This is a genomic window from Stenotrophomonas sp. 22385 (assembly GCF_052045085.1).
Classification (GTDB): domain Bacteria; phylum Pseudomonadota; class Gammaproteobacteria; order Xanthomonadales; family Xanthomonadaceae; genus Stenotrophomonas.
In genome coordinates this window covers 284,711-291,961 of record NZ_JBQEOG010000006.1, presented here as the reverse complement: position 1 = coordinate 291,961, position 7,251 = coordinate 284,711, and the positions used below count along the sequence as shown (strand labels likewise).

The 7,251-nt window shown below is 63.7% G+C and carries 5 protein-coding genes and 4 tRNA genes (1 of these 9 running past the window's edge); all 9 read left to right on the top strand.

What is annotated here, in order from left to right:
• The first annotated feature begins 152 nt into the window (after positions 1-152).
• A tRNA-Lys gene (locus ACTJI4_RS12965) sits at positions 153-228 on the top strand.
• Between the two features lie 124 nt (positions 229-352).
• Positions 353-437, top strand: a tRNA-Leu gene (locus ACTJI4_RS12960).
• Between the two features lie 188 nt (positions 438-625).
• Positions 626-1,921: a trigger factor gene (gene tig / locus ACTJI4_RS12955; RefSeq protein ID WP_392915030.1), complete on the top strand. Its 1,296-nt coding sequence runs from the start codon at positions 626-628 to the stop codon at positions 1,919-1,921.
• Positions 1,922-1,987: 66 nt separating this feature from the next.
• Positions 1,988-2,614: an ATP-dependent Clp endopeptidase proteolytic subunit ClpP gene (gene clpP / locus ACTJI4_RS12950; RefSeq protein ID WP_038690153.1), complete on the top strand. Its 627-nt coding sequence runs from the start codon at positions 1,988-1,990 to the stop codon at positions 2,612-2,614.
• Positions 2,615-2,739: 125 nt separating this feature from the next.
• Complete coding sequence (gene clpX / locus ACTJI4_RS12945) at positions 2,740-4,029, top strand: ATP-dependent Clp protease ATP-binding subunit ClpX (RefSeq protein ID WP_392915034.1); 1,290 nt, start codon at positions 2,740-2,742, stop codon at positions 4,027-4,029.
• A gap of 142 nt (positions 4,030-4,171) precedes the next feature.
• On the top strand, positions 4,172-6,637 hold the full coding sequence (gene lon / locus ACTJI4_RS12940) for an endopeptidase La (RefSeq protein WP_440869552.1): 2,466 nt from the start codon (positions 4,172-4,174) through the stop codon (positions 6,635-6,637).
• A 205-nt stretch (positions 6,638-6,842) separates the two neighbouring features.
• A complete protein-coding gene (locus ACTJI4_RS12935; protein ID WP_019185801.1) occupies positions 6,843-7,115 on the top strand; it encodes an HU family DNA-binding protein in 273 nt (90 codons plus the stop codon).
• Between the two features lie 11 nt (positions 7,116-7,126).
• A tRNA-Val gene (locus ACTJI4_RS12930) sits at positions 7,127-7,201 on the top strand.
• 28 nt (positions 7,202-7,229) lie between these two features.
• Positions 7,230-7,251, top strand: a tRNA-Asp gene (locus ACTJI4_RS12925); it runs 155 nt beyond the window's last position.

Genomic DNA, 7,251 nt, shown 5'->3' with positions numbered 1-7,251 from the left:
CAATAGGTCCAAGGTTCGAATCCTTGACAGCCCACCAAGACAGAAGCCATCCGGTGCGCCGGGTGGCTTTTTTCTTGCCTGATCGGCAGGGGTTCATAAAAAATGCTTGCAAGCCCGTGCGGCATTGCGTCATAATTCGCCTCCCGATTTTCGGGCTGTTAGCTCAGTTGGTAGAGCAGTTGACTCTTAATCAATAGGTCCAAGGTTCGAATCCTTGACAGCCCACCAAGACAGAAGCCATCCGGTCCGCCGGGTGGCTTTTTTCTTGCGCGCGAACTGCCACCCCGCAGAGACGCATGGCGCGTCCCGACCGGCGACCTGCTTCCGGTCTTCACGTACAATGCGCACCAGCGCGAAAGTGGCGGAATTGGTAGACGCCCTGGATTTAGGTTCCAGTGCCGCAAGGCGTGGGGGTTCGAGTCCCCCCTTTCGCACCAGCTGACGGGCAGAGGCCCTCCTGAACACGCCCCGGATTGACGTTCCCGGCACCATGCTGGCGGCGCTGGCCGTTATCGGCCAAACTACAGGGCTGCGGCGGGCAGGCGCGTCCACGACCCGCGTTCTCAACCCGTTTCATCCAATCACATCGTGCCGGGGGCGTCGCCACCGGTTGGCAGGAGTCAACATGCAAGCTTCGATCGAATCCACCGGCAATCTGGAACGCCGCCTGACCTTCTCGCTGCCGGAAGACCGCCTGCAGACCCACATCAGCGGCCGCCTGGGTGAAATCGCGCGCACCGCGCGCATCAAGGGCTTCCGCCCGGGCAAGGTACCGGCCAAGGTGATCGAGCAGCGCTTCGGCCAGCAGGTTCGCAGCGAAGCCGTCGACGGCCTGCTGCGTGAAACCTTCGATGCGGCCATCCGCGAGCACGAACTGCGCATTGCCGGCGCGCCGCGCATCGACAAGGGCGACGCGGGCGAGTTCTCGTTCGTGGCCACCGTCGAGCTGGTGCCGGACTTCGGCGACGTCGACGTCAGCAAGCTGACTGTCGTGCGTCACACCGCCGAAATCAATGACGCCGACATCGATCAGATGATCACCAACCTGCGCGAGCAGCGCCGCAGCTGGAGCCCGGTGGACCGGGGTGCCCAGGAGGGCGACCTGGTGGCGCTGGAAACCTGGTCGCAGGCTGGCGACGAGCGCCTGCCTGCCGAAGGCACCGAAAAGGGCAGCGTGGTGGTGGGCCAGGGCATGATGTTCGAGCAGATCGAACAGGGCCTGGTTGGCCTGGCCAAGGGTGAAGAGAAGACCCTGGACGTGGAGTTCCCGGCCGACTGGCGCGTGCCTGCGCTGGCTGGCAAGCAGGTCAAGGTCACTGTCAAAGCGGTGGACGTCTCCGCGCCGGTGCTGCCGGAGGTGGATGCCGAGTTCATCAAGAGCTTCGGCGTGAAGGGCGGTGACGTGGAGCAGTTCCGCAAGGACATCCGCGCCAACCTGGAGCGCGAGCTCAAGGGTGCCCTGATGAACCGCCTGCGTCGCGAAGTGGGCGAGCAGCTGATCGCCGCCTACGCCTCGGTCGAAATGCCGCCGCGCCTGGTCGACAATGAAGCCCGCGCCATGCTGGCCCAGCAGGTCGAGCAGATCCGCCGCAGCGGCCGCAACCCGGGTGAAATCCCGGCCGATGCCCATGAAGGCTTCAAGGACGCCGCCGCCAAGCGCGTGCTGGTCGGCCTGCTGGTCGGCGAAGTGGCCCGCAGGAACGACCTGCGCCTGGACCCCAAGCGCCTGAACGAAACCATGCGCCTGATCGCCTCGACCTATGAAGAGCCGGAGCAGGTCATTGAGATGTACCGCAACGACCCCCAGCTGATGAGTGGGCTGCAGAACCGCGTGATGGAAGAGCAGGTGATCGACTGGATCGCCGAGCGCGCCCAGCACACCGAGCAGCAGCTGTCGTTCCAGGACGCGATCCGCCAGTAAACGGTTCGCGTTTCACGCCCCGCGCCTCCGGCGCGGGGTCGCTCCCCCCCAAATAGGTGCCTCACAATGGACAACCGAACCACAGCCCTGAACATGGTTCCGATGGTGGTCGAACAGACCAGCCGCGGCGAGCGCGCCTATGACATCTATTCGCGCCTGTTGAAGGAGCGCCTGATCTTCCTCGTGGGCCCGATCGACGATCACATGGCCAACGTGGTGGTGGCGCAGCTGCTGTTCCTGGAAGCGGACAACCCGGAGAAGGACATCAGCATCTACATCAACTCGCCCGGTGGCGTGGTCACCGCCGGCATGGCGATCTACGACACCATGCAGTACATCAAGCCGGACGTGAGCACCATCTGCGTCGGTCAGGCCGCCTCCATGGGCGCGCTGCTGCTTGCGTCCGGTGCGGCCGGCAAGCGTTACGCCCTGCCCAATTCGCGCGTGATGATCCACCAGCCGCTGGGCGGCTTCCAGGGCCAGGCCACGGATATCGACATTCACGCCCGTGAGATCCTGACCCTGCGTTCGCGTCTGAACGAAGTGCTGGCCAAGCACACCGGGCAGTCGCTGGAGACCATCGCGCGCGATACCGAGCGCGACAACTTCAAGAGCGCGGCCGATGCGGTGGCTTATGGCCTGGTCGACCAGGTGCTCGAGCGCCGTCCGGAAGAGTCGATCACCCCGGCATGATGTGCCGCCAGACCGGGAAACCGGTCTGTTTCCGCAGGGTCGGGCTGGACTGGCGTCCTCCCGACCCTGTGCTATTCTCGAATCGAACCCCCGTTCAGCGGGTGGGGTAACTGGGTAAGCGAAGCATGAGCGAAGACCGCCAAGGTCGTTCCACGGAAACCGGCAAGATCCTCTACTGCTCCTTCTGCGGGAAGAGCCAGCATGAGGTGCGCAAGCTGATTGCTGGGCCGAGCGTGTTCATCTGTGATGAATGCGTGGAGCTGTGCAACGACATCATCCGTGAAGAGCTCGAGGAAAAGGCGCAGTCGGCGCGCAGTTCGCTGCCCAAGCCGCGCGAGATCCTCGAAGTCCTGGATCAGTACGTGATTGGCCAGAACCGGGCCAAGCGCACGCTGGCCGTGGCCGTGTACAACCATTACAAGCGCATCGAGAGCCGCCAGAAGAACGACGAAGTCGAACTGGCCAAGTCCAACATCCTGCTGGTCGGCCCGACCGGTTCGGGCAAGACGCTGCTGGCCGAAACGCTGGCCCGCCTGCTCAACGTGCCGTTCACCATGGCTGACGCCACCACGCTGACCGAAGCCGGTTACGTGGGCGAGGACGTGGAAAACATCATCCAGAAGCTGCTGCAGAAGTGCGATTACGACGTCGAAAAGGCGCAGCAGGGCATCGTCTACATCGATGAGATCGACAAGATCTCGCGCAAGAGCGAGAACCCGTCGATCACCCGCGACGTGTCCGGTGAAGGCGTGCAGCAGGCGCTTCTGAAGCTGATCGAAGGCACCGTCGCCAGCGTGCCACCGCAGGGGGGGCGCAAGCACCCGCAGCAGGAATTCCTGCAGGTGGACACCAAGAACATCCTGTTCATCTGCGGTGGCGCGTTCGCCGGTCTGGACAAGGTGATCCAGGCGCGTTCCAACGACGCCGGCGGCATCGGATTCGGTGCCAAGGTGAAGAGCTCCGAGCGCAAGCAGGAAGTGGGCAAGGTGCTGGCCGAAGTCGAGCCGGAAGACCTGATCAAGTTCGGCCTCATCCCGGAATTCGTCGGCCGCCTGCCGGTGGTGGCGACCCTGGAAGAGCTGGATGAAGCAGCCCTGGTGAGGATCCTGACCGAGCCGAAGAATGCCATCACCAAACAGTTCAAGAAGCTGTTCGAGATGGAGCACGTCGAGCTCGAGTTCCGCCCGGACGCGCTGTCGGCCATTGCCCGCAAGGCGCTCAAGCGCAAGACCGGTGCCCGTGGCCTGCGTACCATCGTCGAATCGGTGCTGCTGGATACCATGTACGACCTGCCCTCGGCGGAAAACGTCAGCAAGGTGGTCGTGGACGAATCGGTGATCGAGCACAAGTCCGAGCCGTACCTGATCTACCAGACCCCGCCGGCCCCTGAACAGAAGGCGGCAGGCGCGGAATAATCGGTTCAAGCGATTGAATTGATGGACGTTTTTCAGAGCATCTTGCATCTGGACGCCGATGGCCCCATAACGGGGCCATCGGCTTTTTTGTATCCGGGCAACGCTGCCCGGAGGCCATCCCCACTGCTCAACTGGAGCCCACATGGCCCGTTCCCCAACTGAGACTCTCGACCTGCCGGTACTGCCGCTGCGCGACGTGGTGGTGTTCCCGCACATGGTCATTCCGCTGTTTGTCGGCCGTGACAAATCCATGCATGCGCTGGAGCAGGCGATGGAAGCGGACAAGCGCATCCTGCTGTTGGCGCAGAAGTCGGCCGAGACCGACGATCCCACCGCCGCCGATCTTTACCAGGTCGGCACCCTGGCCCAGGTGCTGCAGTTGCTGAAGCTTCCCGACGGCACCATCAAGGTGCTGGTCGAGGGCCTGTCCCGCGTCAACGTCACCCAGGTCACCGAGCGCGATGGCTCGCTGCACGGCGTGGCCGAGGAAATCGAATCGGACGACGCGCGCGAACCGCGCGAGGTCGAGGCCATCGCGCGCTCGCTGATGTCGCTGTTCGAGCAGTACGTCAAGACCAACCGCAAGCTGCCGCCGGAGCTGCTGCAGACCCTGGCCGGCATCGATGAGCCGGCACGCCTGGCTGACACCATCGCCGCGCACATCAGCGTGCGCCTGGCCGACAAACAGCGCCTGCTGGAAACCCTGCAGGTGGGCGACCGCCTGGAAATGCTGGTCGGCCTCGTCGACGGCGAAATCGACGTGCAGCAGATGGAGAAGCGCATCCGCGGCCGGGTCAAGTCGCAGATGGAGAAGAGCCAGCGCGAGTACTACCTCAACGAGCAGATGAAGGCCATCCAGAAGGAACTGGGCGATCTCGACGATGCGCCCGGCGAGCTGGAAGAGCTGGCGCGCAAGGTCGCCGAAGCAGGCATGCCCAAGCCGGTGGAAACCAAGGCCAAGGCCGAGCTCAACAAGCTCAAGCAGATGTCGCCGATGTCGGCCGAGGCGGCCGTGGTGCGCAACTACCTGGAGTGGCTGCTGGGCGTGCCGTGGAAGAAGCGCACCAAGGTGCGCAAAGACCTCAAGGTGGCCCAGGACACGCTGGATGCCGATCACTTCGGCCTGGACAAGGTCAAGGACCGCATCCTGGAATACCTGGCGGTACAGTCGCGCGTGAAGCAGATGAAGGGCCCGATCCTGTGCCTGGTCGGCCCGCCCGGCGTGGGCAAGACCTCGCTGGGGCAGTCCATCGCCAAGGCCACCAACCGCAAGTTCGTGCGCATGAGCCTGGGCGGCGTGCGCGATGAGGCCGAGATCCGTGGTCACCGTCGCACCTATGTCGGCTCCATGCCGGGCCGGATCGTGCAGAACCTCAACAAGGTGGGAAGCAGGAACGCGCTGTTCGTGCTCGATGAGATCGACAAGATGTCGATGGACTTCCGTGGCGATCCGTCCTCGGCGCTGCTGGAAGTGCTCGACCCGGAACAGAACAACGCCTTCAACGATCACTACCTGGAAGTGGATCTGGACCTGTCCGAAGTGATGTTCGTGGCGACCTCGAACTCGCTCAACATCCCCGGCCCGCTGCTGGACCGCATGGAAGTGATCCGCATCCCCGGCTACACCGAGGATGAAAAGCTCAACATCGCCATGCGCTACCTGGTGCCCAAGCAGCTCAAGGCCAACGGCCTGAAGCCGGAGGAACTGGAAATCGAGGCCGACGCCATCCAGGACGTGGTGCGCTACTACACCCGTGAATCGGGCGTGCGCAACCTCGAGCGTGAAGTGGCCAAGATCTGCCGCAAGGTGGTGAAGGAAATCGCGCTGGGCGGTCCGGACGTGCTGGCCAAGCCGGCCAAGGCCGGCAAGAAGGCCGCGGCGAAGAAGAAGGCGCTGGTGGTGGTCAACGGCAGGAACCTGGAAAAGTACCTGGGCGTGCGCCGCTTCGACTTCGGCCGTGCCGAGGAGCAGAACGAAGTGGGCCTGGTCACCGGCCTGGCCTGGACCGAAGTGGGCGGCGACCTGCTGCAGATCGAATCCACCCTCGTCCCGGGCAAGGGTGCGCTGATCCTGACCGGGCAGCTGGGCAACGTCATGAAGGAATCGGCCTCGGCCGCGCTGTCGGTGGTGCGTTCGCGTGCCGAGCGGCTGGGCATCGATGCCGAGTTCCTGCAGAAGCACGATGTGCACGTGCACGTACCCGATGGTGCCACCCCGAAGGATGGCCCCAGCGCCGGCATCGCGATGGTGACCTCGCTGGTGTCGATGCTGACCCGGGTGCCGATCCGCGCCGAAGTAGCCATGACCGGCGAGATCACCCTGCGTGGGCGGGTCACCGCCATCGGTGGCCTGAAGGAAAAACTGCTGGCGGCGCTGCGCGGTGGCATCACCACCGTGATCATCCCCGAAGAGAACCGCAAGGACCTGGCCGACATCCCGGCCAACGTTACCCGCGACCTGAAGATCATTCCGGTGAAGTGGATTGAGGAAGTGCTGGACCTGGCGCTGGAAACGCCGCTGACCGCGCCGAAGCCCAAGAAGGATGGGCAACGCGTCACAGTGCGAGGCAAGGGCAAGACAGCTTCCACCACGCGCGTCAAGCACTGACGCGCGGGCAGGAAGTGCCCGAAACCCGCGTCGTTATTGGCTTTTCAGCTTGCGCGGGTAGGGGTGCGCTGGTATAAAAGCACCACTCGCAAGCCAGCAGACGCTGGCGGGTGCGAATCGAGAACTTCACTGGCGTCCGGCCACGTTGTGGGTCGGATGCTTCACTGTCGAACATGCGGAATCCCCGCCAAAGGAGCTGTACAGAATGAACAAGACCGAATTGATCGACGCCGTTGCCGAAGCCGCGGACCTGACCAAGGCCGAGTCGAGCCGCGCTGTCGATGCCGTCATCGCGTCCGTCACCAAGGCCCTGAAGGGCGGTGATGCGGTGACCCTGGTGGGCTTCGGTACGTTCCAGGTGCGCGACCGCGCTGCCCGTACCGGCCGCAACCCGAAGACCGGCGACACCATCAAGATCGCTGCATCGAAGAATCCGTCGTTCAAGGCTGGCAAAGCCCTGAAGGATGCCGTAAACTAAGCGGCTTGCTGGGGTGCTTAGCTCAGCGGTAGAGCGTCTCCTTTACACGGAGAGGGTCGGGGGTTCGAAACCCTCAGCACCCACCATGCGCCGCCAGTAAAAAGTTTGAAATGTGGAGCGGTAGTTCAGCTGGTTA

Bases quoted from the DNA above. Each gene is read 5' to 3' on its own strand.
- clpX (WP_392915034.1), top strand. From the start codon at position 2,740: ATGAGCGAAGACCGCCAAGGTCGTTCCACGGAAACCGGCAAGATCCTC.
- clpP (WP_038690153.1), top strand. From the start codon at position 1,988: ATGGACAACCGAACCACAGCCCTGAACATGGTTCCGATGGTGGTCGAA.
- tig (WP_392915030.1), top strand. From the start codon at position 626: ATGCAAGCTTCGATCGAATCCACCGGCAATCTGGAACGCCGCCTGACC.
- lon (WP_440869552.1), top strand. From the start codon at position 4,172: ATGGCCCGTTCCCCAACTGAGACTCTCGACCTGCCGGTACTGCCGCTG.
- ACTJI4_RS12935 (WP_019185801.1), top strand. From the start codon at position 6,843: ATGAACAAGACCGAATTGATCGACGCCGTTGCCGAAGCCGCGGACCTG.